This is a genomic window from Mesorhizobium vachelliae (assembly GCF_033977325.1).
GTDB classification, from domain to species: domain Bacteria; phylum Pseudomonadota; class Alphaproteobacteria; order Rhizobiales; family Rhizobiaceae; genus Mesorhizobium; species Mesorhizobium vachelliae.
Genome location: NZ_JAVIIR010000001.1, coordinates 266,859 through 292,808, shown reverse-complemented (window position 1 = coordinate 292,808; position 25,950 = coordinate 266,859). Strand labels below are relative to the sequence as shown.

27 protein-coding genes are annotated in these 25,950 nt (G+C 64.7%); 1 reads left to right on the top strand and 26 read right to left on the bottom strand.

Going from position 1 to position 25,950, the window contains the following annotated elements:
* Positions 1 to 30: 30 nt before the first annotated feature.
* The 26 genes from RFM41_RS01460 to RFM41_RS01335 form a co-directional block, all read right to left on the bottom strand.
* Complete coding sequence (locus RFM41_RS01460; protein WP_320245755.1) at positions 31 to 1,080, bottom strand: flagellar hook-associated family protein; 1,050 nt, start codon at positions 1,078 to 1,080, stop codon at positions 31 to 33.
* Between the two features lie 3 nt (positions 1,081 to 1,083).
* Complete coding sequence (gene flgK, locus RFM41_RS01455; RefSeq protein ID WP_320245754.1) at positions 1,084 to 2,538, bottom strand: flagellar hook-associated protein FlgK; 1,455 nt, start codon at positions 2,536 to 2,538, stop codon at positions 1,084 to 1,086.
* A 29-nt stretch (positions 2,539 to 2,567) separates the two neighbouring features.
* Complete coding sequence (locus RFM41_RS01450; protein ID WP_320245753.1) at positions 2,568 to 3,821, bottom strand: flagellar hook protein FlgE; 1,254 nt, start codon at positions 3,819 to 3,821, stop codon at positions 2,568 to 2,570.
* 91 nt (positions 3,822 to 3,912) lie between these two features.
* Entirely contained in the window at positions 3,913 to 4,581 is a 669-nt protein-coding gene (locus RFM41_RS01445) for a response regulator transcription factor (protein ID WP_320245752.1), read from the bottom strand.
* Positions 4,582 to 4,803: 222 nt separating this feature from the next.
* Positions 4,804 to 5,385, bottom strand: coding sequence for a transglycosylase SLT domain-containing protein (locus tag RFM41_RS01440; RefSeq protein WP_320245751.1), 582 nt, complete (start codon positions 5,383 to 5,385; stop codon positions 4,804 to 4,806).
* Entirely contained in the window at positions 5,315 to 6,679 is a 1,365-nt protein-coding gene (fliK, locus tag RFM41_RS01435) for a flagellar hook-length control protein FliK (RefSeq protein WP_320245750.1), read from the bottom strand. Before fliK ends, RFM41_RS01440 begins: the two co-directional genes overlap by 71 nt.
* Entirely contained in the window at positions 6,676 to 8,118 is a 1,443-nt protein-coding gene (locus RFM41_RS01430) for a MotC family chemotaxis protein (protein ID WP_320245749.1), read from the bottom strand. Before RFM41_RS01430 ends, fliK begins: the two co-directional genes overlap by 4 nt.
* Positions 8,115 to 9,533 (bottom strand): MotB family protein, encoded by a 1,419-nt coding sequence (locus RFM41_RS01425; protein WP_320245748.1) that lies wholly within the window; start codon positions 9,531 to 9,533, stop codon positions 8,115 to 8,117. Before RFM41_RS01425 ends, RFM41_RS01430 begins: the two co-directional genes overlap by 4 nt.
* A complete protein-coding gene (locus tag RFM41_RS01420; protein ID WP_320245747.1) occupies positions 9,530 to 10,156 on the bottom strand; it encodes a hypothetical protein in 627 nt (208 codons plus the stop codon). The genes RFM41_RS01425 and RFM41_RS01420 overlap by 4 nt, the downstream gene beginning before the upstream one ends.
* Positions 10,157 to 10,159: 3 nt before the next feature.
* Positions 10,160 to 11,818, bottom strand: a complete 1,659-nt coding sequence (gene fliF, locus RFM41_RS01415) for a flagellar basal-body MS-ring/collar protein FliF (protein ID WP_320245746.1) — start codon at positions 11,816 to 11,818, stop codon at positions 10,160 to 10,162.
* A gap of 179 nt (positions 11,819 to 11,997) precedes the next feature.
* Positions 11,998 to 13,068: a flagellin N-terminal helical domain-containing protein gene (locus RFM41_RS01410; RefSeq protein WP_320245745.1), complete on the bottom strand. Its 1,071-nt coding sequence runs from the start codon at positions 13,066 to 13,068 to the stop codon at positions 11,998 to 12,000.
* A 262-nt stretch (positions 13,069 to 13,330) separates the two neighbouring features.
* Positions 13,331 to 14,317: a flagellin N-terminal helical domain-containing protein gene (locus RFM41_RS01405; RefSeq protein ID WP_320245744.1), complete on the bottom strand. Its 987-nt coding sequence runs from the start codon at positions 14,315 to 14,317 to the stop codon at positions 13,331 to 13,333.
* 225 nt (positions 14,318 to 14,542) lie between these two features.
* A complete protein-coding gene (fliP, locus tag RFM41_RS01400) occupies positions 14,543 to 15,274 on the bottom strand; it encodes a flagellar type III secretion system pore protein FliP (protein WP_320245743.1) in 732 nt (243 codons plus the stop codon).
* Complete coding sequence (locus tag RFM41_RS01395; protein WP_320245742.1) at positions 15,271 to 15,765, bottom strand: flagellar basal body-associated FliL family protein; 495 nt, start codon at positions 15,763 to 15,765, stop codon at positions 15,271 to 15,273. Before RFM41_RS01395 ends, fliP begins: the two co-directional genes overlap by 4 nt.
* Positions 15,766 to 15,783: 18 nt before the next feature.
* The gene (flgH, locus tag RFM41_RS01390; RefSeq protein ID WP_320245741.1) at positions 15,784 to 16,488 is read right to left on the bottom strand and encodes a flagellar basal body L-ring protein FlgH; all 705 of its coding nucleotides are present in this window, start codon (positions 16,486 to 16,488) and stop codon (positions 15,784 to 15,786) included.
* Positions 16,485 to 17,090, bottom strand: a complete 606-nt coding sequence (locus RFM41_RS01385) for a MotE family protein (RefSeq protein ID WP_320245740.1) — start codon at positions 17,088 to 17,090, stop codon at positions 16,485 to 16,487. The genes flgH and RFM41_RS01385 overlap by 4 nt, the downstream gene beginning before the upstream one ends.
* A gap of 8 nt (positions 17,091 to 17,098) precedes the next feature.
* Positions 17,099 to 18,187, bottom strand: coding sequence for a flagellar basal body P-ring protein FlgI (locus tag RFM41_RS01380; RefSeq protein WP_320246193.1), 1,089 nt, complete (start codon positions 18,185 to 18,187; stop codon positions 17,099 to 17,101).
* Between the two features lie 149 nt (positions 18,188 to 18,336).
* Positions 18,337 to 18,858 carry a flagellar basal body P-ring formation chaperone FlgA gene (gene flgA / locus RFM41_RS01375; protein WP_320245739.1) on the bottom strand — a complete coding sequence of 174 codons (522 nt, stop codon included), beginning with the start codon at positions 18,856 to 18,858 and terminating at the stop codon, positions 18,337 to 18,339.
* Between the two features lie 6 nt (positions 18,859 to 18,864).
* Positions 18,865 to 19,653, bottom strand: a complete 789-nt coding sequence (flgG, locus tag RFM41_RS01370) for a flagellar basal-body rod protein FlgG (protein ID WP_140746432.1) — start codon at positions 19,651 to 19,653, stop codon at positions 18,865 to 18,867.
* A 9-nt stretch (positions 19,654 to 19,662) separates the two neighbouring features.
* Entirely contained in the window at positions 19,663 to 19,992 is a 330-nt protein-coding gene (fliE, locus tag RFM41_RS01365; RefSeq protein WP_320245738.1) for a flagellar hook-basal body complex protein FliE, read from the bottom strand.
* Positions 19,992 to 20,408 carry a flagellar basal body rod protein FlgC gene (flgC, locus tag RFM41_RS01360; protein WP_320245737.1) on the bottom strand — a complete coding sequence of 139 codons (417 nt, stop codon included), beginning with the start codon at positions 20,406 to 20,408 and terminating at the stop codon, positions 19,992 to 19,994. The genes fliE and flgC overlap by 1 nt, the downstream gene beginning before the upstream one ends.
* A gap of 2 nt (positions 20,409 to 20,410) precedes the next feature.
* On the bottom strand, positions 20,411 to 20,791 hold the full coding sequence (flgB, locus tag RFM41_RS01355) for a flagellar basal body rod protein FlgB (RefSeq protein WP_320245736.1): 381 nt from the start codon (positions 20,789 to 20,791) through the stop codon (positions 20,411 to 20,413).
* An 86-nt stretch (positions 20,792 to 20,877) separates the two neighbouring features.
* Complete coding sequence (locus tag RFM41_RS01350) at positions 20,878 to 21,666, bottom strand: hypothetical protein (protein WP_320245735.1); 789 nt, start codon at positions 21,664 to 21,666, stop codon at positions 20,878 to 20,880.
* The gene (gene fliI / locus RFM41_RS01345) at positions 21,647 to 23,053 is read right to left on the bottom strand and encodes a flagellar protein export ATPase FliI (RefSeq protein ID WP_320245734.1); all 1,407 of its coding nucleotides are present in this window, start codon (positions 23,051 to 23,053) and stop codon (positions 21,647 to 21,649) included. The genes RFM41_RS01350 and fliI overlap by 20 nt, the downstream gene beginning before the upstream one ends.
* A gap of 4 nt (positions 23,054 to 23,057) precedes the next feature.
* The gene (flgF, locus tag RFM41_RS01340) at positions 23,058 to 23,780 is read right to left on the bottom strand and encodes a flagellar basal-body rod protein FlgF (RefSeq protein ID WP_320245733.1); all 723 of its coding nucleotides are present in this window, start codon (positions 23,778 to 23,780) and stop codon (positions 23,058 to 23,060) included.
* 7 nt (positions 23,781 to 23,787) lie between these two features.
* Positions 23,788 to 24,909 (bottom strand): DUF1217 domain-containing protein, encoded by a 1,122-nt coding sequence (locus RFM41_RS01335; protein ID WP_320245732.1) that lies wholly within the window; start codon positions 24,907 to 24,909, stop codon positions 23,788 to 23,790.
* A gap of 146 nt (positions 24,910 to 25,055) precedes the next feature.
* Here RFM41_RS01335 and motA point away from each other — a divergent pair, with 146 nt between their 5' ends.
* A complete protein-coding gene (gene motA, locus RFM41_RS01330) occupies positions 25,056 to 25,931 on the top strand; it encodes a flagellar motor stator protein MotA (RefSeq protein WP_320245731.1) in 876 nt (291 codons plus the stop codon).
* Positions 25,932 to 25,950 lie beyond the last annotated feature (19 nt).

Below are 25,950 nucleotides of genomic sequence, written 5' to 3'. Positions count from 1 at the left end.
GTCGGCGCTCTGGCGTTCCGGTTTAGGTGTTCAAGTCAGATATTTGAGCAGGCTGAGCTGCTGAAGACGCGCGGTCAAGGCGAAGGAGGTCTCGATATGCTGCGTCAGGTCGGCGACGCGGGTCGCGGCCTCCGCCGGATCGACGCCTTCGAGATCGACGATATGCTTCTCGAAGAGGTCGACCTGGGTCTTCATTCGGTCGCTGGCGTCGGACACGCGCTGCTGGGCGATGCCGGTCTCGGCCCGTATCTGGGTAATGCCGCCGATGGCTTCGCCGACCAGCGTCTGGGCGCGGCTGACGACGGCGTTCTGGGCGGCCTCGCTGATGTTGCCGTTGACCAGGCCGCTGACCATGGCGGCCGCCATGGCGAGCTTGCGGATGCCTTGCTCGTTGGCGCTGACCGAGGTCTGGGTGGTCTCGTTGAGCGAAATGCGGCTGGTGATCTGATCGTCGGTGGCGCTCGACCAGTTGGCCTGCCAGCCGGCGCCCAGGAATTGCGGCTCAACCTGTGTGGTGATGAAGTCGTTCATCTGCGCGGCGGTGATGTTGGCCGCCGCCGGATCTGTCTGGGTGAAGCCGAAATAGCTCGAAAAGGCGGCATCGAAGGCCGCCTTGGCCGGCGAGCCGGCGGCGTTGAAATCGTCGACCGGCTTGACGTCGGTGTTGGTGCCGGCAAACAGATATTCGCCGTTGACGCTGGTGTTGAGGATGCCCGTCATCTGCTGCAGCGCCGAGGCGCCGGCGGTCTGCAGGATGCTGGTCGAGGAGTCGCCCGAGACGCCGCTTGTCAGCGCCGACAGGAAGCTCTGCGCGGTATCGGCGATCTGGCCGAGCGAATCCTGGGTCGATGTCAGGCGGGCCGAGACGAGCGCGTTGGAATCGACGATGCCGTTCAGCCGGTCGAGATCGCGCTGGAAGGTGACGGCCTGGGTCGTGCGGCTGCCAAGCGCCAGACCGACATCGGCGACCGTGCCGGTCTGCGATTCCTTCGTCGCCTTGACGAGGTCGGCCTGCATCTTCGCCTGCTGGTAACGCAGCGCGTTGGAGATGGCCGCTGAGGAGACGCCTGTCGCTTTCATGAATTATCCCACCGCGCTCATCAGGGCGTCCAGCATGTCGCTTACCGTCTTCATCATATGCGCCGAGGCCTGATAGGTGTGCTCGAGGTCGAGGAGCAGGGACATCTCCTGGTCGACATTGACCCCGGTGTCGTTGGACAGCGCCTCGGCCGTGCGCGCGGCCAGCGCCTGCTTGCTGTCGGCATTGGTCGAGGCCTGCTGGCGCACGCCTTCGAACCAGCCGATGGCATTGGCCGCGTAGTCGGAGACGCCGGAGCTGACGGTGATGCCGGTGGAGCTGTCGAAGGCCATTGGCTGATCGAGCTTGCTGGAATAGCCGATCAGAAGGTCCGCGTAGGATGCGCCGCCGCTGGTGTTGGCGACATAGGCCGCGCCGTTGGCGCCACCGTCGCGCAACAGCGTGGGGTTGCCGCCGGCGCTCGGATCGAAGGCGGCGTTGACACTGATCGAGCCGGCGAGGCCGTCGACCAGCGTGCCGGCGGCCGGTATCGCCGGAGCGCCTGACCATGTGAACAGGCCGGTCGCATTGGGCTGCGACGACGAGGTTTCGGCAAATGCCGTGACAAGGCCACGCGCGATTTCGTCGAGCTGGCTCTGCATGGTCGAGGCGACGCCGTCGCGCAGCTTCAGAAGGCCCGCAAGCTTGCCGTCGGCGGTGGTGTTGTCGCCGGTACCGGCCGAGACCGGCACATTGTCGATATAGATCGTGTTGCCGGCGGTGCCGGCCGAATAGCCGGACGACGGCGTGAAGGTCACCGAACGCGGCACGGTCTCGAACAGCGTCGTGCCGTCCTTGGTGGTGATGACCATGTCGTTGTCGCCGCGCGTGAAGGTCGAGACGGGGACATATTCCGATATCTTCTTCAGGATCGCGTCGCGCTGGTCGAGCGCGTCGGAGACGTCGGTGCCGGAACGGGTGCCCGAGATGACCGCCTTGTTGGCGTCCTGGAACTGGCTGAGGAGCGAGTTGAGATCGTTGACTGCGGTGGCGATCTGGCTGTCCGCCTGGGTGCGGAAGTCCTGGATCGCTTTGGTACCGCTGTTCAGCGAGTTCACCACTTGCTTGGCGGCGTCGACGACGCTGGTGCCGAGGTTCTGGTTCGACGGCGTGGTGGCGTAGAGTTGCAGGGCCTTCTGCAGGTTGGCGATAGCGGTGGAGGGGGACGACGCATTGTCGACCCCGTTCACCGACAGATCGAGCTGATCCATGCCGTTGTAAAGCGCGCTCTGGCCGCTCCATGCCGACAGCGCCGACAGGTTCTGCCGGAACAGGAGATCATTGGCGGTGCGCTGGATTTCCACCGCCCGGGCGCCGGGAGCCGTGCTGGTCACCACGGCGATGCGGCGGGTGTAGTCCGGGTTCGACGCATCGGCCACATTGCGCGATACGACGCTGGTTTGCTTGGACGTGGCCAGAAGCGCCGACTGGGCAATGCTTAGTGCGGAGGAAAGCGACATGCTGATCTTTCACGGGCGGCGCCCGTCGTTTATCTCTTCAGGTTGACGAGGACGTCCATCAGGTCCGAACCGGTCTGGAAGACCTTGGAATTGGCGGTATAGCTGCGCTGCGCCGCAATCATGTTGGTCAGTTCCTCGGCGATATCGACATTGGAGTTCTCAAGCGCGCCGGAGACGATGGAGCCGAGCTTGCCCTCATTGGCAAAGCCGATGTGCACGGCGCCGGAGTCGGTGCTCTGCACATAGACGTTGCCGGGCATAGCGGTGAGGTTGTCGGGGCTCTGAACGTCGGCCAGCGGGATCTTGTACAGCGCCTTGGTCGAGCCGTCCGCGAACTGCGCGTAGATGACGCCGTCCTGCCCGATCTGCACCTTCTGGATGGAGCTCGGCGCGTTGCCGTTGACCTTGGCGTCGGCGACGGTGAAGCCGGTGCCGAGCTGGGTCACCTTGGAGAGATCGAGGTTCAGCGCCGAGCCCCCCGGCACGGTGAAGGAGATGCTGTTCGTCGCGCCGGTGAGCTTGCCCGTGGTGGTGTCGAAGGTGAGGTTCGTCGATGCCAGCGCGCCGCCGGCATAGGGGAAGGATGTGCCCGGCGTCGCCTTCGACTGGTCGAAGACCGAGACCTCCCAGGTGCCGGCGCCAGTGTTGGTGAAGTAGACGTCGAGCAGCTTCTTGTTGCCGAGATTGTCGTAGGCGACCAGCGAGGTTTTCGACGTGTATTCGGCGGTTGCGCTGTTGCTGGACGGCAGCGGGCCGGCAGGCGGGGTGGCGCCTGCCGGCAGGTTGCCGCTGAAGGAGCCTTCCGTGCTCGGCGCCGCTGTCATTTCCTGGTCGGAGATCTGCACCGGCACGAGACCTTCGAAGCCGTTGGCGGTCGCGGCCGGGTCGCCATTGGCGTAGCTGTAGGCCATGAGCTGGTAGCCCGCTGCATTGACCAGCCGGCCTTGCGCATCCGGAACGAAGGAGCCGGCGCGGGTGAGATAGGGCGTGCCGCTGGCATCCTGGACGACGAAGAAGCCGTCGCCGTTGACGGCAAGGTCCGACACCGAGGTGGTGTAGGTCATGACGCCCTGTGTGCTGACGGCGGAGCGGATCGTCGTCGTCACGCCGCCCGAATTATAGGCGCCGCCGGTGCCGGGCATGATCAGCGACGAGAACTCGGCCGAAGAGCGCTTGTAGCCGGTGGTGTCGGAGTTGGCGATGTTGTCGGCCACCGTGGACAAGCGGTTGGCCTGCGCGTTCATACCGGAAACGCCGGTCCGCATCATTCCGTAGAGGCTCATCGATTGATCTCCGCAGTGCCTGGGTAGGAGGCCATGAAATTAGGCCTCGTGTCTTGCGCGAGGCTGGCGCGGGACGTGCCTTGAGCGGCCATCAAAACACCAGCCGATAGCCGAGGAACCTCTTGGAATCGATCGGATCGTGGCCGAGCTTCTCACGCAGCTTCTTGCGCAGCTTCGAGATGTGGCTCTCGACCACGTTCTCCTCGACCTCCTCGTCGAAGATGCCGTAGATGGCGTTGAAGACCTGCGTCTTGGTCACGCGCCGGCCGCGGTTGCTGGCCAGATATTCCAGGATGCGCCGCTCGCGCCGCGGCAGCGGCAGCGGCTCGCCGTCGATCTCCGGATCGCGGCCGTCCATGAAGATGCGCATCGAGCCGACTTCGGTGTAGGCGGCTTCTTCGGAGCCGCGACGGCGGATGGCGGTGATGCGGGCGAGAATCTCGCGGATATGGACAGGCTTGCGCACGACGTCGTCGACGCCGCTTTCGAACAGCCGCAACGTATGCTCGAGCGAGTGCTGTTCGCTGAGCGCGATCACTGGCGCGCCGGTGCGGTCGCGGATCTGGCGAGGCGATATCGCGCCGTCGCGGCAGTCGCCGATGAGAAAGGCCCTGACGGATCTGAGATCGGTGTCGGCGGCCGAACTCACCCACTCGCCGAATTCGCATGGCGCGAAGCCGGCCGTGGCCACGCCCTCGCGATCGAAAAGTGAAGAGTAGCCCTCTGTCACGAGCTCTCGCTCGTCAACGATCACGATCATCGGCCCGCCCTCCGAATCAATTCACTTGCCCCGTGCGGAAAGGGGTACCCGGCTCGGCGAATCCTGAAAAACCATCATTTCTTGTAGCTATTTTCTTGGGAGTTTTTTTGGAGACCGTAATAAAGGCGGTTGTGCGGGTGTATTCGCGCCGAACTGCCGGCTGACGATATTGGCGCCTGCGAGTATGCCGTTGGCGGTCGGTCGGCGTTCGGATATTGACAATTATTGGTTGCAGAAGGCGCTGGCATTCGGCGTCCACTTGCCGAAGCCGGTCGCGACCATGTTGGCGATGACGCGGCAGACATAGACCTTCTGCGCCGGGTCGTTGTCGGGACCGGCATGATAGCGGGCAACGGCCATCGACCAGCTCATGTGCCTGGCATGCAGGCTGGCCAGGAAGCGCGCCGCATAGTCGACATTCTGATGCGGGTCGAGCATGTCCTCGACGCTGCGGAATTGCGCGCCGTGATAGCGATGGTTGATCTGCATGCAGCCGAGATCGATCAGTGTCTTGCCTTCGCGACGGGCATTCTCGAATGCGGCGAGCGCTTCGCCACGACTGTGGGGAAAGACAGCTTTTCCTTCTATGTTCAAGGCGTTAGGTTGAAGACTGCCCTTCTTTCCAGTCTCGGTCAAGCCGACCGCATAGAGAATGCCGGCGGGCACGCCGTAGCGGTCGGCGGCGCGCAGGATCTCAGGTTCGCAGGGGTTGGTGGCGGCGCCGGCCGCGAAACTAGATATACATATCGTCGCCAGCGCGCTCGCGAAGAGGCGAAACAGCGCGGCTGAATTCCTGTGCGCCATGGCCATCGTTCCTTCCCGGTTGCCGGTCGCCGCCCGCGCCATTGCCGCCCGAATTCCCGGGCTGGAACGAAGGCTGGTCCCGACCCATCGACATCGGCATGGCGTTGGTTGCGTCGGCGCGGCCGGCCGCATGCGCTGCTATCGAAGGTTGCAGGATCGTGACCTTGTCGACATCGAAGCCGAGGCTGCGCATGGACTTGACGATGGCATCGCTGTCGGCGGTGAGACGGCGGTATGCCTCGTGTGTCTCGGGCTTCATCTCAATCGAAAGTTGCTCGCCCGAGAGCCGCAGGCTGGCGGTAACCGATCCGAGCTCCGAGGGGTGGAGCTCGATCTTGAGCACATGTGTCGGAACGGCAACAGAATTGGTCGTCTGCGAGCCCGCCGAGGCGCTTGCAAAGGCCTGCTGGACGCCATTGTCGGAGGCAAGCGCTTCAACCAGCGCCGATGCCGTCTGGCCGATCGGGTTTTGCGCCGGCGCCGGGAAGCTCTGCTGGCTGACGACTTCCATGCGTGTGGTGGAAGAAGATGGCTTGGCCGGTGTCTGCTGCGTGGCCGACTGTGTTTGCTGCGATGCCTTGGAGGCGGAAGACGGCCGCCAGCCTCGCGGCGGTACCGGTTTGTCGGCCTGTGGTTCATTACCGTGCGCCGGCACCATTTTGGCATCGCCGCGGCCGGGCATGCCGATAGCCATGTCCGCCTTCACCGGCTTCTGCCCGAAGTCAGGCCCGTGATCTTCAGCCGCGGTCGAATGGGTGGATCGCGACTGCGGCCCGGCAGAATTGTCGACCGCCGCGCGCTTGCCCGGGCGCAGTGGCAATTCGAGCGATCCGTGCTCGCCGGCGCCATCTTCGCCGTCGGCGGAACTCTTGCCACCCGTGCCCGACGACTGCGCGAAATGCTTCATGTCGCTCAGCGCCATCAGCAACGGCAGGCGATCCTGCAACGGCGCGGAATCGTCGGTTTGCGCCGCGGAATCTTTGTCCGCCGCCGGCTTCGCCTGATCTGTCTGGGTCTTCGTGGACTTTCCCGCGGCCGCTTTCTGCGAGCCGGTTTTGTCCTGCGGGGCGCGGTCCGGCTCCTGATTGCCGCTGTTGGCCGATGCACGCCTTGCCGTATGCGCGTCCGGCAATACCGGCCCGGTCGCGTGCTTGTCCTGGGGCCGATCGGGCTTTTCCGTCCCGTGCACCATCTCGCCGAAATTCTGATCCTTGTCCTTGCCGCCGGTGGCGTGCTGACGGGGCTGGGACTGGGTCGAAGCAAAGCCCGGCACGGTCTGGCTGACGCTGGTCATTTGGGGGCGGCTCCGAGGAGTTGGTCGATCTGGTCTAGCTGACGACGCGTGCTGGTCACCGCCGCATCGATCGGGTCTTGCGTATTCGAGGCCGCCGGCGCGGATGCCTGCACCACCGGCGCGGTATCGGTCAGGGCGGGAGCGGCCGCAGGCGTTCCAGCCGATGTTTGCGCCGGCTGCGAGGCCGGCGGCGGCGAAGCCGCCAGTGGGTTGTTCTTGGCCTGGTCGCTCGGCGCGACCGGCGGATCGCCTGCGGCGACCGCTGGCTGGTCGGGCATCGCTCCTTCCACCGGAGGCAAGTCCGAATTGGCCGGATCGGCCGAGGCCTCAGCCGCGGATTTCGCGTCCTCGCCTTTTGCGGCGGTTGCCGGTGCAGCGTCGGCTTTCGTGGCCGCCTTCACCGGCGCCACAACTTCTCCCGTGACGGCCTGCGCGGCGTCGAGCAGGTCGCGGTCGCTTTGCGAAAGCTTGCCGCGGTCGATCTTGCCGAGCTTGGCACGCACTTCATCGACATTGGCCGATGTCATCGTGGAAAGGCCCGAATAGAGCTGGGTGCGCGGATCATCCTGGTTGCCTTTGCCGTTGCGCCCCAGCTCCGCCTTGGCCGAGGCGAAAGCCGAGAGCTCCGTCATGCCGTCGATCGCGGCGTGGCGCGCGATGCGCAGGTAGATCACTTTCTCGCGCTCGGGATCCATCATCGAGGTGATGTCGGCGATCTTGTCCTGGCTGATGGCCATATGCAGCGTGATGACGCCGGAAACGAAGGCATCGGCGAACTGGCTGGCATAGGGCGAATAGAGATAGGACGCGACATACTGGGTCGAAGCCAGCGCGAAGCGGGCGGCGTCGCCCTGCGCGGCCGCGATGCCCACGGAGCGGCGGAGCGCAGCCTCCTCGACCAGCGTGCCGGGGCTGAGCAGGCGCGCCTCGTCGAGCAGTCTAAGCGCCGTTGCCGGGTCATCGGTCGCGAGCAGCGAGCCCTTGACCAGCGCCAGGAAGGCGCCGATGTCGGCGGGCACGCCCATCGGATCGATCGGCTTCAGCATGTCGATCGCCTCTGCAGGCCGGCCGTTCAGATAGGCGACGACGCCGTTGGCGATGGCGAGGCTTTGCGGGTCGGTCATCGCGCGCGAAGCCGCCGCCGCGACCGTCACCGGATTGCCGCCGCTCATGCCGTAGACAAGCAGGGCGCGGAAGTTCTTCGGCTCCTTGAAGTCCTCGGCATCGGCATCGCGCATCCGAGCGTCGATCATTTCGAGGAGTTTTGCCTGCATCGGCAGCGCGGCATGATCGCCGCCGGCAATACGGTCCTGGATCAGCTGCAGCGAACGCACCAGTTGATAGGGCTGCAGCGCGTCCTGGGCGAAGGCGGCCGATGGCGACCCTGCCGCGAGCAATAGCAGCGCTATCGCGCCGCCGATGACGCTCCTGCCTTTCATCCGCCGGCCGTCATCAGGATTTCGATGCGCCGATTCGCGGCCGCCATCGGATCGGAGGCGATCTTGGGCTGCCGGTCGGCGAAGCCCGCGACCTCGGTGATGCGGCTTTCGTCGACGCCCCCGCGCACCAGCATGTAATAGGCCGAATGGGCGCGCGCGGTGGACAGCCGCCAGTTGTCGTAAGTGTCGCTGCGGAACGGCCGCGCGTCGGTATGGCCGCTGATGGTGATGGTCCCCTTCTTCTGGTTGATGATGTGGCCGATCTTTTCCATCGCTAGCACCAGTTCGCGGCGCGGCATGGCCGAGCCGATCTCGAACATGCCGAAATCGAGCTGGTCGGTGATCGAAATCACGACACCCTTGTCGGTAGCCTCGACCGAGACGCCGTCGGCAAGCTTTTCGCCGGGCAGGAATGCCTTGGCGAGTTCTTTCTTGATATCCGCCGCTTCCTGTAGGTCGGCTTTGCTCGGCGCTTTGTCGCCCTTGTCCGCGGCTTGCTCTTGTTCGATCTTTTCCGCCTTCGCCGCTTCAGCCTTGGCGTCGCCGGCTGCTGCCTCGCGTTTGTCGGTTTCGGCTTTCCCGCCCTGCGCCTTCTCGGTCTTGCTGCCCTCGCTCGATGGCTTCTCGGACTCGCCCTGCGCGGCTTTTTGCCCGCTCTTGGCGTCGGTCTTTTCCGGGGGTGCCAGCGGCTCGAGCGGCGCGGCCGTGAGCGGAGGCGCAGCCGGAACGGCCTTCACCTTCGGTACCGCAACCGTGGCGACTTTCTCGCCTGGCTTGGCCGGATCACCCTCGATCTTGGCGCGCTCGGCGGTTGCCTCGGCATCAGGCGCCGCCACCTGCTGCGACCAGAAATCCGGGGCGAACGGATCGCGATAGGATTCGCCGCCGGAGGCGCCGGTCGCCGGCCCGGCCGTCTGGGCGCCGCCTTCGCCCTTGGCGCTGACGTTCTGCATCACGCCCGTGTCGGCGGCGATCTCCGCCAGCACCGCATAAGGATCGGCAAACAGTTTTTCATCGGACAGCTGGGCATCCTGCGCCCCGTCCTTCGTCTGGCGGCGTTCGGAGGAGCCGGCGCCGCCCTTGCCGTTATCGCCCGCCTTGGTCGCGCCCTGCTGCGGGTTGTCCGCGGTCAGCCCGACCTTGCTCGGGCCGTCGCCCAGATCTTCCAGGCCCTTGCGGCTGGAGTTGCGGTCGATCAGCTCGACCGGATTGAAATAGCTGGCAACGGCTGCCTTGGTCTGCTCGTTGGCGGCGTTGATCAGCCACATGACGAGGAAGAAGCACATCATCGCCGTCATGAAGTCCGCGAAGGCGATCTTCCACACGCCACCATGGTGATCGTCGTCATGACCGTCGTGATTGCGCTTGACGATGATGATCTCGTGCCGGGGGTCGGCGTGGTCGACGGCGCTCATGACAGGACCTCCGACAAGGACGCCGACCACTCGGCGATACGCGTCTCGAACACCGTTTCGTCAATAGTAACGGTCAGGTCGAAGCCCGGCGCCTCGGTGAAGTCGAGATTGGCTGCGCGGGTTCCGAGCGCCGCCTTCAGCGGCTCGAACAGCGAGAGCGGCCCGCGGACACCGATACGCACGGCCTCGCCGTCGGCGACCGCGGCGCTGATGGTTTGCGAAAGGGCGGCGAGCGAACGCTCCTGCAGGTCGTCGCTGAGAAGGCCGCTGACGATGCGGGCGACGGTCGCGCCGGCAAGCTCGGCAACACGCCGTTCCATGGCTTCGATCCGCGTGGCGACGGCAGTTCCGAGATCGCCGCCGAAGCTTTCAAGGAAAGCTTTCGCGGCGTCGTCATTGGCCTGGCGCTCGGCCTCGAGCGCAGCCTGATGGGAAAGCGCAAGGCGTGCCTCGAGCGCCGCCTCCGCGTCGGCCACCGCTTCGGCGATCAGCGCGCCGATATCGGCCTGCGGCACCGGCGCGGCCGGCTTGTGTTGGGCGTCGCGGTCCTTCGGCGCCTGGCTGGCTGCCGAGGTTCGCGACCCGAAATCGGGCAGGAGATCGAAGAGGGCCGCTGAAGCCATGGCTTAACCCACGGCTTCCGGGGCAGCCGCCCATTTGCGCAGGATCTGCGCGGTACGCTCCTCATTGAGGTCGACCATGCGGGCAAGCCGCTCCTGCGGCGCCGGCCGGATTTTCTGGCGCAGGTCGTCGAGCGGGGTTGCGCCGGCGCGTGCGCCAGGCAGGGCGCCTGCCGGAGTCTCGGCGGTGATCGCGGCGACAGGCGCGTCGGGCGTCGGCAAGGAACGCTGCACGTCGTCGAAGCTCGGGCCGGCAATGGCGGCGGGCTTCGCCGACGCCGTCAGCGCTGCGGCCATCGGCTTCAGGCCGAAGAAGGCAACCAGGAAGACGACGACGATGAAGGCACCGGCATTGATCAGCGTGCCGGTATAGGTGCCGATCGAAGCGAGGATGCCCGGCTGGTCGATCGGCTCGCCGTCGAGGCCGTTGATGAACTCGACCGCCGACACGTCGATGATGTCGCCGCGCTTGTCGTCAAAGCCGGTCGCTGAGGCGACCATCTTCTGGATATCGGTGACGCGCTTGGCGATCTGCTCAGGGGTAGCGTCCTTGCCGAGGATGGTCTTCAGGCGATCCTGGTTGACGACGACCGCGATCGACATCTTGTTGACCGTGTAGCCGTTCGAGACGGTCGCGATCTTCTTCGAGTTGATCTCGTAGTTGGTGATCTCTTCCTTGCGGTCGTTCTGCGAGGAGGATTGCGGCCCCTCGGTGGTCGTCGTCTGCGTCTCCGGCAGGTTCTGCTCGACGCTGGTCGGGGTCGAGGCCTGCTTCTGGTTGCTGGCCTCGTTGGTCTTCACCGATTGCACCGAACGCTCGACACGTGAGTTCGGATCGAAGATCGTCTCCTCGGTCTGGCGGCTGTCGGTGTTGACGTCGGCCTTGACGCTGGCGCGGAAATTGTCCGGGCCGAGATAAGGGGTCAGCGCCCTGCGGATGTTGTCGCCGATCTGCGCCTCGACCGTCTGCTCGACGCCGAGCGTGCGCGCGGCGCTCGTGTTGGAAGGATCGTCGCCGGCGGCCAAGAGGTTGCCGTTGGAATCGAGCACCGTGACCTTGTCGGCCGAGAGGCCAGGAACGGCCGCGGCGACGAGGTGGCGGATCGACATGGCGCTTTTCTCGGCATCGTTGCCGGCATAGCGGATGACCACCGAGGCGGAGGGTTGCTGCTCGTCGCGGCGGAAATTGGCACGCTCGGACATGACGATGTGGACACGCGCCGCCTTGACGCCGGAGATCGACTGGATGGTGCGCGCGATCTCGCCTTCCAGAGCGCGCACGCGGGTGATCTGCTGCATGAAGGAGGTGAGGCCGAGCGAACCGACATTGTCGAACAGCTCGTAGCCGGCGTTGGCGCTGGTCGGCAGGCCTTTCTCGGCAAGCAGCATGCGCGCCTGCGCGGTGGTGCCGGCCGGCACCAGAACGGAGGTCCCGTCGGAGCCGACATCGAAGCCGATGCCGGCGTCGGCCAGCACCAGGCCGATCTGGTTGACGTCGGAACGCTCGAGGCCGACATAGAGCGTCTCATAGGCCGGGCGGTTGAGATAGACTGAGGCGATGCCAATGACGGCCATGACCAGGGCCGCGATGCCGCCCATGAGCGCCAGACGCTTCACGCCGAAGCTCTTCAAATTCGCGATGAGGCCCTGGATCTGTTCCGGCACGATTCAACCGCTCCCAGCATGATTGTCCGCCGGAAGACTAGACCGCGAAGCTTGTGCGAGGATGATAGGGCGGCGTCGCCGAGGAGCCTGCAAAGTATTGAACGGCTATCTTCTTCCCACCAACGCAAAAAAGGCCGCGCCTGAGCGCGGCCTTTTTGTCAGCCTGGATAGTCGGCCGCTTAGGCGTTCTTGAACAGCGTCAGGATCGATTGCGAGGAGCTGTTGGCGATCGACAGCGACTGGATGCCGAGCTGCTGCTGGACCTGCAGGGCCTGGAGGCGGGTCGATTCCTTGTTCATGTCTGCATCGACGAGCTGGCCGACGCCGCGATCGATGGAGTCCATCAGGCTCTGCGTGAAGGTCTTCTGCAAGTCGATCGAGCTCTTGGCGGCGCCCAGCACGGTGGCAGCGTCGGTAAGCTGGCTCATGACATTGTCGATCTTGGTGACCATCTGCGTGATGATGTCGTCGGTCACGCCCGTCGCCGTGATGTCGAGATTGAAGGCGGAGACGTTGTCGATCTTGACCGGCGTGCCCGTCACCGCGCCCTGGGCGGTGGTGTTGGCGGCGATGTCGGTGGCGCCGCCGGCGATCGCGGTCGCATAGGCGGCGTCATATGCCGCCTGGTCCGCGGCAGTGGAATAGATGGAGGTCTTGCGGTCGAGAATGCCCTGGTTCTTGACGGCCGTGGGGAGGCCGGAATCGAACAGCTTGGTGCTCTCGACATTGATGTCGATGGTGCCGAGCGAGATGGCGCCGGACGAGGAGCGGTTGAAGGACGACACGATCTGGGCGTCGGGCTGGACGCCATCATTGGCGGCAGCGACCTGCTTGGACGTCACCGAAAGATAATTCGAGCCGGAGAAGGTGGCGGCGTCGGCGAAGGATTTCATCTGCGCCTGCAGCGCGGTGATTTCGGTCTGCGTCTTGGCCTTGTTGGCATCAGACTGGCCCACGGCCGACAAAAGCTTGGTCTTGATCTGGCCGATCGTCGAAAGGACGTTGTTCATGCCGGTGTAGGCGGTGTCGACCTTCGAGGCGCCGAGGCCGAGCGCGTCCTGCACGGTCGACAGCGCCGAGTTGTCGGAGCGCATGGTGGTGGCGATCGACCAGTAGGCGGCGTTGTCGGAGGCCTCGGAGACCCGGTAGCCGGTCGAGATCCGGGCCTGCGTCTGCTCGAGCGATTTGTTGGTGGCGTTGAGGCTTTGAAGTGCAGTCAACGCCGCAGCGTTCGTCATGATGCTCGCCAAGAAACTCGCTCCTTCTCAAAAGCCGGCATGCCACACAGGCCGTGTCTCGACCTGCCCATCGGTTGCGATCGTGCCGGTCGGGCCGAGTCGACAACCTGTCGTAAGTCATTGGTTAACCATACCTAGCGCGATATGGTTAATGGCCTGTTAAAAGTAGGCTTTGGAGAAGTTAAGAAACGAAGATTGCGCGGGCCTTGAGCAAACGCAAATCGGGCCGCGCTTTTGGCGCGGCCCGATGCTTTAGCCTGTCTGTATAGAGCGATCAGCCGCGGAAGAGCGACAGGATCGACTGCGACGAGCCGTTGGCGATCGACAGCGCCTGGACGCCGAGCTGCTGCTGAACCTGCAGCGCCTGGAGGCGGGTCGATTCCTTGTTCATGTCGGCATCGACGAGCTGGCCGACGCCGCGATCGATGGAGTCCATCAGGCTCGAGGTGAAGGTCTTCTGCAGGTCGATCGAGCTCTTGGCGGCGCCGAGCTTGGTCGCGGCGTTCGTCATGTCCTTAAGCGCAGCATCGACGACGTTCATCATCTGCTGGATCTGGCTGTCGCTTGCAGCGGTGGTGCCCGAGAAGATGGTCAGGCCAGCGACCGAATAGGTGTCGGTGGCGGCGGCGGCGGCGCCCAGGGTCGGGGCCGAGGCCGTGGTGACAGCGGCGCCGGTGGTGCCGAGGCGATCCGTGTCGAGGATGCCTTTCGCGGTCGGGGCAGCGCCCGAGTCATAGAGCTTGATGCTTTCCACGTTTACGTCGATCGTCGAGATGGAAACCGAGCCGGTGGCGCTGCGGTTGAAGGCCGAGACGATCTTGACGTCGGCAGCGGTACCCGAGGCCGTGGACACGGACAGCATGTTGGTGCCGGAGAAGGTGGCGCCGTCGGCATAGGCCTTCAACTGGTCCTGAAGGGCCTTGATTTCGACCTGGGTCTTTTCCTTCGAAGCGTCCGTCTGGCCGTAGGATGCGGTCAGCTTCTGCTGGATCTGGTTGATGGTGGTGATCGCGCTGTCCATGCCGGTGTAGGCGGTGTCGACCTTCGAGGCGCCGAGGCCGAGCGCGTCCGAAACGGTGGACATGGCCTGGTTGTCGGAGCGCATCGTGGTGGCGATCGACCAATAGGCGGCGTTGTCCGAAGCCTGCGAGACGCGGTAACCGGTGGAGATGCGGGTCTGGGTGGTCTGGAGCTGGTTCTGGGTATTGTTGAGGCTCTGCAGCGCGGTCAGCGCTGCGCTGTTGGTCATGATACTGGCCATGGCTACTCGTACCTATTTTTACACGGATTTTTTTTTACATACCGGCATGTCCGGTATGACGGTGCGGCATCATGCCAATGACCGCTCAGTTGGGTCACCCGCCATCTGCGAGCGACTATGGCGGGAAGTCCCTACCAAAGAGCTAAATCGGACGGTTAATCGAAAATAATATGGGTGGACTTGCGCCGGAGGTGGCGCGGCCACCCGCGTCCGGTCAGGGAACGATCAAGTGAAGGATCGCACCAGGCTGCCTACCAGGAGATTCCAGCCGTCGATCAGCACGAAGAACAGGATCTTGAACGGCAGCGACACCACCGTCGGCGGCAGCATCATCATACCCATGGCCATGGTGACGGTGGCGACGATGAGGTCGATGACGAGGAAGGGCAGCACGATCAGGAAGCCGATCTCGAAGCCGCGCCGGATTTCCGAGATCATGAAGGCCGGCACCAGGATGCGCAGATCAACGGTCTCGCGCGACACGGTCTGGCCGCGCTCGCGGGCGAGGTCGGCGAAGAGGTCGAAATCCTTGTCGCGCACATTGTGCAGCATGAAGTCGCGGAACGGGCCTGAGATCTTCTCGAACGCCTCGCCCTGCGTGATCTGGTTGTTCATCAGCGGCTTCACGCCGGTGTTCCAGGCCTGGTCGAAGGTCGGCGCCATGACATAGAAGGTCATGAACAGCGACAGCGAGATCAGGATCAGGTTTGCCGGCGTCGATTGCAGGCCGATGCCGGCGCGCAGGATCGAGAAGGCGATGACGAAGCGGGTGAAGCTCGTCACCATGATCAGGAGGCCCGGCGCCACCGAAAGCACGGTGAGCAGGCCGAACATCTGGATCAGGTAGCCGACGGTCGTGCCGTCGGCCTTGCCGATGCCGCCAAGATCGAGCTGCTGAGCCGCGGCGACGGAGGTGGTGACGACGATGAGCGCCGTGGCTATGAGGAACTTTCTCATTCGAGCAGCATCGTCCTGACGAGAACCTGTTTGACGTGGCCGCCGCTGCGCAGCGCCGCGCGCTCTTCGAGGTCAGCCTTGAGATGCTGGTAGCCGCTGGCGCCTTCGATCTGGTGCAGCTTGAGCGTGCGCACGAAGGCGAGCAAATCCTGATGGACCTGCTCGGCCATTTCCGGCGGCTGGGGAGCATCGTAGAGCAGCGACGCCTCGAGCCGGATCCAGACGTCCGACGGCGAGGCGAGATTGGTGGTGATCGGCGCCAGCTGCACCAGCGTCGGCCCGGCCGCTGCCTTGCCGCCCTCGGCGGGTTTTTCGGCGGTGCCGGCGTTTTCCGGCGCCGCGGGCACCGGCGCCGGTGTTTCGCCTTGCTTGAGATAGCCGCCGGAAAGCCAGCCCATGCCGATGGCCGCGCCCGTCATGACCAGGAGCATGGCGAGTTGGATCACCAGGGAAGGTCCCTTCTTGGGCTGGACCTGCTCGACATTGGCCACGGCAGCGCTCTCCCGGCCCTAGAAAGGAAGAACCTGGTCGAGGACCTGCTGGCCATAGGCCGGCTGCTGGACCTCGCTCACACGGCCTCGGCCGCCATAGGAGATGCGCGCCTCGGCGATGCGCTCGTAGGGGATGGTGTTCTCGGCGCCGATGTCGGACGGACGAACCATGCCGGCGATGGTCAGCACGCGAAGCTCATAGTTGACGCGGACCTCCTGCGAGCCCCTGATCATCAGATTGCCGTTGGGCAGCACCTCGGTGACGACGGCGGCGACGTTGAGATCGATGTCCTCCGAGCGCTTGATCTCGCCGTCGGCATTGGTCTCGGTGCTGGAGCTCAAGCCGGCGTCGCCCTTGCCGCTGGTGCTCCTGCCGTCCCATCCGAGCGTGATGTCATAGCCGAGCTTGCGCGCCGCGGTGCGGCTGCGATCGTTCTGGTTCTTGAAATTGGCCTTGTCGCTGAGCTTGATGTTGACGGTCAGGATATCGCCCGCGCGCAGCGCGCGGGGATCAGTGAAGAGCCGGCTCTGGCGGTCGTCCCACAGCGAGAATTTCTTCGGCCGCGAGGCAGGCGGCTCGGGATAGCTGTAGGGACCGGAACCGCCTTCGCCGATGCCGGAACCGACCGGCGACAGAGCGGGCTCCCGGCCGATTTCCTTGAAATTGGTGCCGCAGCCGGACAGCGCCGCAACCGCGGCGAGGACAAGGAATTTCAACTTCATGACGGATCAACCCTTCGCGCCGCGCTGGCCATGATGCCAGTGAGCGTCGCCGCCGCTTTCTGGTCCATTTCGTTCAGGATGACGCCGGCCTTGCGCGAATCGAGCTTCATCAGGATGGCCGCCGCGAGTTCGGCATTGACCATCGCCAGCCGTTCGGCGGCGGCATCGGGCTTCATGCCGGCATAGATCTTGACGACGCCGTCCTCGGCGCGCGCCAGGAACACTTCGCGGCGCTTCAGCCATTCTTCATATTCGGCTCGCTTTGCCTCCAGCGCCTTCATGCGCTCGTCGATGCCCGCCTGCAGCTGCTTCAATTCCTCGGCCTGAAGCGCGTAGCGGCGGTCGCGCGCGGCGTCCGCGATGTTGGAGCAGAAGCGCTGGATCTCGCTTTCGTCCGGCGCCTTGCCGCCTGCGAGCGCAGCCGGCTGTGCCGGCTCCTTCTCGCGGGTGACGTCGGCCGGCTGTGCCGGCGCCTGTCCGCCGGGCAGGACCTGGCGAATTTCCTCCGCGCCGACGGATGCGCTGCCAAGCAGCACGGCCGCTGCCGCGGCGGCGATCGTCGTGAGGGGGCGGCGTGTCTTCGAGGAGAGAAGCGCGATCATCGGCGTGCCTATTGGAGAACCAGATCGGCCTGCAAGGCGCCGGCCGATTTGATGCCTTGCAGGATGGCTATGATGCCGTCTGGCTTCACGCCCAGACGATTGAGGCCGGAGACAAGCGTTTCAAGATCGGGACCGTCGAGCACGGCGACGCGCGCGTCGGGCCGCGAAGCCTGGATGGCGGTGAACGGTTCAATAGCGGTCTCGCCTTTCGAGAAAGGTTCGGGCTGGACCACCCTCGGCGCCTCCGTGATGCGCACGGTGAGCGTGCCGTGACTGATCGCCACGCGCGAGATCCTCACATTGTTGCCGATGACGATGGTGCCGGTGCGCTCGTCGATGACGACGCGGGCAGGGGCGTCCGATTCGACGACGAGATTCTCTACCTCGGCATAGAAACGCGCGGCCGAAACATTCTTGGGCCGCCTGATCTGAACTGTGCGCGCATCGCGTTCGGCGGCGACGCGCATGCCGAAGCGCTGCGAAGTATAGTCGTTGATTGCGTCGGCGATGCGGATGGCGGTCGAGAAATCGGGATTGCGCAGTTGCAGCGTCAGTACGCCCTGGTCGTCGAACTCGGCCGGCACCGCGCGTTCGACGATAGCGCCGTTGGGCACGCGGCCGGCGGTCGGCACGCCCTGCGTCAGCTGCTGGGCCTGACCCTGGGCGGTGAAGCCGCCGACAATCACCGAGCCCTGCCCGACGGCGTAGATTTCGCCGTCGGCCGCCTTCAGCGGCGTCATCACCAGGGTGCCGCCGGCGAGCGAGGTGGCATCGCCCATCGAGGAGACGTCGATGTCGATGCGGGCGCCCGACTGGACGAAGGGCGGCATGTTGGCGGTGACGATGACGGCGGCCACGTTCTTGGCGCGCGCGCTGCCGCCTTCGGTGGCGATGCCGAGATTCTCCAGCATGGCGCGGATCGACTGTTCGGTGAATGGCGAGTTGCGCAGGCTGTCGCCGGTGCCGGCAAGGCCGATGACCAGGCCGTAGCCGACGAGCTGGTTATCGCGCGCGCTCTGCAGCTGGGCGATATCCTTGATGCGTGCGGCGACCTCGCCGGGCGGCAGCGTGCTCGGTCCCGTGGAAACGCGGAACATGCGCTGGGTCGTGGCCGGATCATATTCCGGATCGTCGTAGACGCCGCCGTTCTTCTGCGCGAGCTCGCGCTTGGCCTTGGGCGTCAGCCCGTCGGCCAATGCCGGCTGAAGGCAGATGGCGGTGCTCAGCAGAAGAACAAAAGCACGCATCACGAAGCGCCGACCTTGATGGTGCCGTCGGCCATCACCGTGCCCGAGATGATCTTTCCGCTGTCGATGTTGCGGATCTTGATCTGGTCACCGGCAGCACCTGGCTGCAACGTGACGCCGGCCGCCGAAATGGTAAGCGCGCCGGCGGTGAAATAGACCTGCACGGAAGCGCCCTGCTCGACCAACCAGGCGTCACGGATGGCGGTGACCGGGATGTAGCGGCCGGGCAGAAGCGTGCGCTTGGCGACCTTGCCCTGAAGCTCCTCGGAGCGCGTCGCCATGCCGTCGGGCTTATGCTTGCCGGGGATCAGCATCACCTGCTTGAGCGCGCCGGGCTCGATGGTCTCGCCAGGATAGATGACCCGATTGGGGATCAGCACGGCCTCGCCGACGGGCTGGGCTGCGGCGATCTGGTTCGCCGACTGGCCGGTCGTGTCCTGCGCGAAGGCCGGCATGCCGGCGGCCACCAGGATGGTGGCCAGCGCGGCGCGACGGAGTGCGGAGGAGATCGGCGAGGCCATCGTCCGTTACCTGATGTTCTTGGAGACCACCGAGGCCATGTCGTCGGCGGCCTGGATGACCTTGGAGTTCATTTCGTAGGCGCGCTGGGCCGAGATCAGCTCGGTGATTTCCTTGACCGGATCGACGTTGGAGGATTCCAGATAACCCTGCTGGATCGTGGCAAAGCCGGGGTCGCCGGGAACACCGACATTGGCCGGGCCTGAGGCAGCTGTTTCCTGGAACAGGTTGTCGCCAAGCGGGGCCAGTCCCGCCTCGTTGGCGAAGTTGGCGATCTGAAGCTGGCCGAGCAGCTGCAAATTCGTCTGACCGTCCAGGCGGGCAAAGACCTGGCCGGTCTTGTTGACGATGACCTCGACCGCGTTGGTCGGCACGGTGATGGCCGGAATGACCTCGGCGCCGTCGACGGTCACCAACTGCCCGGTGGCGTTGGTGTTGAAGGCGCCGGCGCGCGAGTAGAGCGTGCCGCCATCGGCTCCCTGGATCTGGAACCAGCCCCTGCCGGTCAAGGCCAGGTCGAAGCTGTTGCCGGTGCTGGCCAATTCACCTTGCGTGTGGACGTTGCGCACGGCCGTCGTCTTGACGCCAAGACCGATCGAGACGCCTTCCGGCACCAGCGAGGTGTTGGAGCGGTTGGGCACACCCTGCGTTCGGTCGACCTGGTAGAGCAGGTCGGAGAATTCGGCCCGCGCCCGCTTGTAGCCGGTGGTGTTGATGTTGGCGATGTTGTTGGCGATGACTTCCAGGTTGGTCTGCTGGGCGTTCATGCCGGTGGCGGCGATGGCAAGGGCTTTCATGACGCGGTCCTAGATACTCATGCGACTGATTTCGAGATAGGCCGAGACGACCTTGTCGCGGATGGCGATGGTGGTCTGCAGCGCCTGCTGGGCGCTCAGCACCGCATCGACGACCTGGCGCGTGTCGGCGTCGCCCTTGATCGCCTGTATCGACATCTGCTCGGCGCCCTGCAGCGTGTTGACGGTTTTCGTCGCCGCCTGGCTGAGGACTTCGGCGAAGCTGCTGCCGACGCTTTCGCCGGGCTGCGTTCCGACACCGCCCTGAAGCAGACCCGGTGAAGCCTGTTCCGCTCCATCCACTGCCGTCTTGAATTGTATTGCCCCGATACCGCCGATCATTACTGGTTCCTCATCAGGTCGATGGTCATGGAAATCAGATCGCGAGCCTGCTTGATGACCTGCAGGTTGGCTTCATAGGAGCGGTTCGCCTCGCTCATGTCGGCCATTTCGACCAACGTGTTGACGTTGGGCATCTTGACGTACCCTTTGGCGTCGGCGGCTTCGTTGCCGGGCTGGAATTCGACCGGGAAGTCTGAAGGATCGCGAGAGATCGCGCTGACTTCCACCAGCGAGCCGCCGGTCGCGCGGTCGACTTCGGACTGGAAGGTGATCGTCTTGCGGCGATAGGGATCGGCGCCTGGCGTGGTGCCGGTCGACTGGGCGTTGGCGAGGTTTTCCGACACCACGCGCAGGCGCTCCGATTGGGCGCCTAGGCCGGATGATGCGACTTTGAGGGCTGCGGTCAGCGCGTCCATGGTCAGCTCTTCACCACCATGGTCATCATCGAATGGAAGGCTTTCACGATCGCCGTGTTGAGCTCGAAGGAGCGGCGCACCTCGCCGGCCTTCATCAGCTCCTGCTCGAGGACCACGGTGTTCTTCGACGGCATGATCGCGCCGTCAGGATCCTCCGGCTTGACGTTGAAGCCGGCAGTGGCCGTTTCGGCGCCGAGATGGCCGGCCTGCGTGGCGGCAAGGGTCACTGCGGTCCGGTCGAGCACCTTTTCGAAGGGCTCGACGTCATTGGCCGTGTAGCCCGGCGTGTTGGCATTGGCGATGTTGGAGGCAATCGCCGACTGGCGCACGGCCAGCCATTGCGACTGTCGTGTAGCGAGATCGAAAAGATTTACGGGTTCCATGGGAATCTCCCGGGCAAGTACGCGCAAGACTAGGCGGCCAGTCTTGCGCGGACCTTGCGCGGGGCGGGCCTCATGGCCCGGCATAATTACTTGGAGAGCTGGATCACCTTGTCGGTGCTGGTGACGATAACCCACTTGCCGCCGCGCTGCTCGATCGAGGCGACGCGGCTGGAATCGGGCAGGACCGAGCCGCGCTGAACGATCCACAGACCGGTATCGTCCTCGATCATGGCGCGGCCGTTGGCGACATGCACCATCTTGAATTCCGAAGCTGCGGCCGGGAAGGGCTGGTCACCGGGCGGCGGCGCGGGATCGTTCTCAATCGTCCCGGTGGCAAACAGGTCGATATCGGCATTGGGAACATCGTTGGCCGTCAGCGGCCCGCTGCGTTCGGCCACGATGCCGCCGCCTTCGCGTCCGGCATTGCTGCCGCTGCCGCCGAACTTGATCGTCTGAACGCCGAACTGCTCCTGGTTGAAGAAGATGTACCAGGGAAACAACGCGCAGATCAGGCCGAGCGTAATACCGAGCGCGGCGATGACGAAATCGCTGCGGCGGTCGGCGCTCCTGTCGGCCAGGCGCGGGAACTGGGCTTTCGGCGGCTCCGGCCATTCGGTGCGGGGAAAAAGCCCGTCGAGCAAGGAATCGCGGCTGGCCTGCGCCACATCGGCGGTCTCGGCGGTGGATGTCCGCGGCGGATGCGGCCTGTCGGCCCTGGTCAGGAGGGCCGATGTCTTCTGTGTCTTGGCATCCGCGGCCTTGCCCTTGGCAATCCTTGCCGCGTCGGCCTCGGCCCTCTCCGCCGCCTCGGCCTCGGCAAGCATGTCGCGCAGCATGCGCTCGGTGTATTGGAGCTCAGTCTCCTTGATCGCCATTCAGCTTCCCCTTGAGATGGCGGGCGAGGTCGGCGAACGGATCGGCCGACGCCCGGTCCCTCGGCGATTGCGTGAGCGCTTCGTAGATCAGCGGCACCTGGCGCACCGCATTGTCGAGCTCGGCGTCGGCGCCGCTCTGGTAGGCGCCCAGCAGGCGGATGTCGCGCGTGTCCTCGAAACGCGCGATCATCGATTTCAGCTTTGTCACCAGCATGCGCTGCTCGGCGCTCCAGGCCTTGTCGGCAAGGCGCGAGATCGATGACAGCGGATTGACCGGCGGATAGCGGCCCTGCTCGGCGAGCGAGCGGTCGAGCACGACATGGCCATCAAGGATGCCGCGCACCGAATCGGCGACCGGATCATTGTGGTCGTCGCCGTCGACCAGCACGGAAATGATGGCGGTGATCGAACCCTTGCCTTCGGCTCCAGGTCCGGCCCGTTCGAGCAACTTCGGCAGATCGGTGAAGACCGAGGCCGGATAGCCGCGCGCGACCGGCGGTTCGCCGGTTCCGGTCGCCACCTCGCGCAGCGCGTGGGCGAAACGAGTGATGGAATCCAGCACCAGCAGCACGCGATGGCCCTGGTCGCGGAAATGCTCAGCGACACACATGGCGGTGTCGGGCGCACGCCGGCGCATCATGGCGCTCTCGTCGCTGGTGGCGACGACGGCGACGGTCTTGGCCATGCTGTCGGCGCCGATCGTGTCCTCGAGGAATTCGCGCACCTCGCGGCCGCGCTCGCCGATCAGCGCCACGACCACCGTATCGAAGGCCTCGGCGCCGGCAAGCATGGCAAGCAGCGTCGACTTGCCGACGCCCGAACCGGCGAAGATGCCGAGCCGCTGGCCGAAGCAAAGCGGGGTGAAGATGTCGATCACCCTGACGCCGGTGAGGAAACCGGTGCCGACGCGCTGGCGCGCCAGGGCGCCCGGCGTCGCGCTATGCGCGACCTCGGCAGCATTCGGCCTGATCAGCGGCGGGCCACCGTCGATGACGCGGGTCAAGGCGTCGATGGCGCGCCCGCGCCAGGAGACATGCGGCGTGACGGCGAGAGGACCACGGCGAAAGACGGCGTCGCCGATGCCGGCATCGGCGCTGCGCTCGAAGGGCGCGACCACCACCTCGTCGCTGCCGATCTTGACGATCTCGCCGCGCCGCGCGCCGGCCTTGCCGCGCTGCTCGACGATGTCGCCGAGCCTGGCAATTCCGGACAGGCCGCGGACCTTGTAATGCGTCGGCGATATCTCGGCGATGCGGCCGCCGCGTGCAAGCAGCGCCTGCGGATCGTCGAACCGCCGCCAGACGCGTTCGAGCGCGGCCAGCCTGTCGGTCCGTCCAATATCCGGCGGGCTCTCGGAAGCGCGCAACAGGGACGAGCCGGTCGTCATGCGGTCACTTCGAGCCGAGCGTCTTGATCGCGTCGTCGGTGGAGGAATCGGTCTGCCGCATCAGCGCCGCCGTGTTCTCGAAGGCGCGCTGCACCTGGATCAGCCGGGTCATTTCCAGCACCGGGTTGACGTTCGACTCTTCTAGAAACCCTTGGGCGACACCGACGTCCGAGCGATCGGTGACGGGTTCGGGCGTACGCGCCGGGACGATGCCCGAATTGCCATAGCGGACGAAATTCTCGCCGGGGTCGAAATTGTAGAGGCCGAGCGCGCCGACCAGCTGGTCGTTCTGCCTGAGCGAGCCGTCGGCGCCTGCCTTGGGCGGGCCGTTGCGCGGATCGAGCTGGATCGGGGCGCCGCCACCATCCAGCACCGGATAGCCTTCGATCGACATCAGTTCGCCGTTCTCGTTCATGGAGAAGCGGCCGTCGCGCGTCATCACCGTGCCGGCCGGCGTGTCGATCGCGAACCAGGCGTCGCCCTGGACGGCGAAGTCGAACGGATTGCCGGTTTCGGTCAGCGCGCCATGCGCGCCGGAAAGATAGGTCTTGCCGGACGAGGCGAAGGAAACCGACTTCGGACCGGTGCCCGAAACCACGTCCTCGAACTTCACGCCGGTGGCGCGAAAGCCGACGGTCGAGGCGTTGGCGACGTTGTCGGCGATGGTGTCGAGACGGCGCTCGAGAGCGATCTGAGAGGAGAGGGCGACGTAAAGACTGTCCTGCATGATCTTCTCAGAACTTCAACTGCTGCATGGCCATCATCAGATCGGTGGAGATGCCGACAGTGGTCGGCTGCGCGAAGAGCACGCTGACCGACGTCACCGCCGTCGAGGTCGGGTTGTTGATCTCGTACATGCTGGTGAAGCGGGTCAGGAACTTGCTGAGCTTGTCCGGGTCGGTGAAGTCCTTGATGTCGAGCTTCTGCTCGAACAACTGCGCCTGCTTGTCGATGTCGGCCGTGGCGAAGGAATCGGGCAGACCAAGCGCGGTGCGCACCACGCTGGCCAAAGCGGTGTCGGCGAGCACGTCGTACCAGCTGGTGATGTCGGGCGCCTTGCGCTGGAAATAGAGCGCCAGCCGGACGCCTTCGTTGGTCTGACCGGCATTCTCTTCCAATGTCTGGCGCAGATACATGTCGACGGTCGGCTGCTGCGCGGCAACGCGCGTGGTCGTCGTATCGCCGTACTGCGCGAAGTTGAAAGCGGAGGCCAGCCCGGCATAGGCCTTGTTGGTCTGCTGGTTGGCGACGCTGTTTGGATCCTTCACGCCGCCTTGCAGGACGGACTTGATCAGGTCCTTGTCCTCGGTGGCCGAATCCAGGCCGAACGCGGCCAGCGCGTAAGTGTAGAGCCGGTCGTTCGACATCAGATCGTCGATCGACTTCACCTTGGTGATGTTGGCGAGATAGTAGGTCGTCTCGCCTTTCACATAGTCCGAATTCGGATCGAGGCCTGCGATCTGGGCCTGTGTGGCGTAGTTCGCCGTAACCTGCTGCTGTGTCGGGTTGTAGACCGTCGCACTGGTGCCATCGGCCGCGAAGTTGAAGGCAGCGACGAACTGGGCGTAGCGCTTGTCGGTCAGCTTGTTGGCGAAGCTGTTGGGGTCGGAGACGCCTTCCTTCAGCGCCTTGACCATGAAGGCCTTGGCGTAGTCCATATCCTCCAGCCCGTAAGCCTTCATGGCGTATTTGAACAGGCGGTCGTTGTTTACGAAATCGTCGATCGATGTAACCTTGCCGATATTGGCAAGATAATATTGCGTATCGCGATCGACCGTCGGCTGTTGCTCGACCTGGGCGATCGATTTGTTGATGTCTTTCGCGATCAACTGGTAGCTGGTGTAGGTATTGAGCAAGGACACGCCTCCGGCCGAAGCTATTTCCGCACAATAGCGTCACTTCCTTGCGCGAAGCTGAATCGCGTCCGCGGCCTTCCATTCAAGCCTCACACAAGGCACGGAGACTATCCCTGATCACGACGTGACATGCGGAAGGACCTGCCGTGGGCATTCTGATCGGACTTGTGGTGACGCTCGGCTGCGTTCTCGGCGGCTTCATGGCCATGGGCGGGCACCTGCATGTGCTGCTGCAGCCGTGGGAAGCGGTGGTCATCTGCGGCGCCGCGCTCGGCACTTTCCTCGTCGCCAATCCGATGAAGACGGTCAAGGACACAGGCAAGGGCATTCTCGAAGCCTTCAAGCAGGCGGTGCCGAAGGAGCGCGACTATCTCGAGACGCTGGGCGTCCTGCACAGCCTGATGCGCGAACTGCGCTCGAAGTCTCGCAGCGAGGTCGAGGCGCATATCGACAATCCGGAAGAGTCGGCGATCTTCCAGGCCTTTCCGACCGTGCTCAAGAACCATGACCTGACGAATTTCATCTGCGACTATTGCCGCATCATCATCATCGGCAATGCCCGCTCGCATGAGATCGAGGCGCTGATGGACGAAGAGATCCAGACGATCCGCACGGACAAGCTGAAGGCCTATCACGCGATGGTCGCGGTCGGCGACGGCCTGCCGGCGCTGGGCATCGTGGCCGCCGTGCTCGGCGTGGTGAAGGCGATGGGCGCGCTGGACCAGTCGCCGGAAATCCTCGGCGGCCTGATCGGCGCGGCGCTCGTCGGAACCTTCCTCGGCATCTTCCTGTCCTATGCGGTGGTCGGTCCGGTCGCGACCAAGATCAAGACGGTGCGCGAAAAGAAGAACCGCCTCTACATCATCGTCAAGCAGACGCTGCTTGCGTATATGAACGGCGCCCTGCCGCAGGTCGCGATCGAATTCGGCCGCAAGACCATATCCTCCTACGAACGTCCGACGATCGATGCGGTGGAGCAGAGCACCATGAGCGCCGGCACCGCCGAGAAGAAGGCGGCCTGAGCATGCAGCATCCGAGACA